2 protein-coding genes are annotated in these 2,565 nt (G+C 41.2%); both read right to left on the reverse strand.

What is annotated here, in order from left to right:
• The coding region (locus HUS61_RS21035; protein ID WP_175092378.1) for a metallophosphoesterase at positions 1–1,628 on the reverse strand (1,628 nt) is incomplete at its 3' end.
• Positions 1,629–1,998: 370 nt separating this feature from the next.
• Positions 1,999–2,565 (reverse strand): cellulose synthase subunit BcsC-related outer membrane protein (locus HUS61_RS21040; RefSeq protein WP_175086999.1); only part of this gene is annotated, 567 nt, incomplete at its 5' end.

Raw genomic sequence — 2,565 nt, forward strand, 5'->3', positions numbered from 1 at the left:
CCTGTCACCTCAACTTGATAAATTGAATTAAAGCCCGGGGTATTCGATGGTTGGCGTTCAACCTTAAACGCGGCATGGAAGTCTTCTTGGGTTAATGTACCTGGTAGCCAACGATCTTGTACTTGGCTTGCATCAAGTAAGGCGGCATCAATAGCAGGGAACTGCTGCATAGTCGCTTTGGCTGTAATCGTGGTGAGTTCTTCTGCAGTGGGGTAGTTTTCTGAAACGGCAATTTCGGTGTTTGCGTCTGGAGCATAGCGACCCATGATTTCATCGATAGCGGTCTTAGTGTTTTCATCTCGGCTCGTAATGCTGGTGGTTGCGACGGTATTGTAATCAACATCTGCAAGAGTTTTGTCTTCAAGGTTAAAGGTTAAGGTAAGATCCGTTAGACCTTGTGCAAAAAAGTTTGGCTGAATAACAATACTGCCGTTATCTAAGGTTTGATAACTTTCACCGCCATGGGTATGCCCACCAAGCACTAAATCAATTCCAGTAACATTTTGTGCAATGCGGGTGTCTGTGCCTTCACCTAAGTGACTCACCATAACCATATAATCAACATCTTGACGGTATTGGTTTACAAGCTGCTCAGCCACTTCTTGCCACTGCCAATTCATTTTAAAATTAGCGATAAAATCAGGAATAGGCTCGTCTTCAACTGGTTCATCGAGTTCATTCCAAGGCACTGAAGTCATGCCAAAAAAGCCGATACGAAGGCAACCTACTTGGACAACAGAAAAATCAACACCGGCAAACGGCGTATCATCGCTACCATCATATTCGGTGTTACTTGAAAGCACGATGGCATTATCGTCATCGGCAAAGTCCAGTAGTTGCTCAGGTCCCCATGCATAGTCGTGGTTACCAATCACACGTACGTCAAAGGCCATGGCTTTTATTGCTTCGACTGTGGCTAACCCTTGTGATGTTTGTTCAGCTACGGTGCCTTTTTCATAATCGTCACCGCCATTGGTGAATAAAGTATTAGGGTTTTCAAGTTTAGCCTTGTCGTAGTAACTGCGAATACGGCTGAATAACTGCTCTTTAAAGCCGAAGCGCGCGTGTAAGTCAGCAACATGAATAAAGCGTACTGTTTGGTTACTGGCTGTGTCATTACATTGCTCGCCAATGGTTTTACTGGCTGCAGGAACGGTGCGAGACATTAAAGCAAAGCTACCAAATTCTGTAATAGCACTGACTGCAAATCCATCATTGCTTTGTTCTGTACTGAGAGTTTGCCATTGCTCATCGACTAACTGAACTATGCTAAAAGCAAGGTTGGTTTGTTCATCTGGTAATTTAATCGCTAAACTTAATGGCTCAGCAAATATCAGGTTATTAGGGCGAAAGGTATGAATACTCGAGACAATACCTTGCTCTATATCCGTGCTTGAAGCGCTCGTCTCAGTGTAAGTAAATGTAGTGTCTGTTGTGACTGTGTTACTTATTGCATTAAGTGTGACATCGCCTTGTGCGAATTCAGCTGATACGCCATTTTCGACAGAAATAATCAAACCAGACTGTTCAGGAGCTGTTGCGACTTCTTTTGTTGTTTTATCCCCACCGCATGCTGTTAGTAATAAGCTAGTCAGAATAATGACCAATAGTTGAGTATTAGAGCGCACTTGTTGGTCCCTTTTTCAAAAGAAACTTTATAATTCCAGCTCCCATGTAAACGACATCAAGAAAAATTTGTTTTGTAGAATAAATCATTTTCGTTTTTGCTCAAGTCTTCAGCACATTTATCCAAATTGCAAGTTCAATTATGAAGACTATATGATGAAAGGAAAAAATAACAGGTTAACCACAAAAGCATATGCTTGTTCACTATAGTTAAAAAATTACATACTTGTTTTCTAACCATAAATTTTTGTTGTAACCATATTGTATTACTGTGTTCAACTTTATAATTAATAGGCTCTATTTCTACTGAAACTATATTATTCATATGCATCATCTGGAGAGGCAATTTTTCTGAATAATACGTTAGGTTAGTTAGTAGCTAGCATAAGGTACGACAGGTTTACCCGGGAAAGCCAGTTCGCTATACACCGGATTAAAGTAATAACGGAAGTACAGCTGAGCATAATTCGGCTCGTAAAAATCGGCTCTATCTAAGTTGACGTAACCACCAAAGAACCAATGAGGCGTGAATCGATACTCAAAACTTGCCCCTAAGTTATACGATAAACCACTGCTGGTATCGCCTTCAAAGTAAGGTACAACACCCGTTACAGCTGTTTGAGCCTCTGCTTGGCCTTGCAAAATAGGGTCGTTAGGAAAAAATGCGATGTCGTCTGTCGTGGTGGTTGACCAAGACACCCCAGCACGAAGCCTATATATAAAATTATGACCAACTCGCTTATCAAAAATCACAGGTAATGAAGCGCCCAAGTAGTTTTGTGGGCTGTAATAGCCACCATGTCCCCAGGTTTCTTCACTTAAATTATACTTATACGACCAGTGTAATAAGTTAAGACCTAGGCTTAATTCGGTGTTTCTTTCGCGAATATAACGATAATAACTGCCACCCATTAGGCTGTAGCTTTGATTGTCTTTTAC

This window comes from Pseudoalteromonas sp. 0802 (assembly GCF_013350085.1).
In the GTDB taxonomy this organism is placed as follows: Bacteria; Pseudomonadota; Gammaproteobacteria; order Enterobacterales; family Alteromonadaceae; genus Pseudoalteromonas.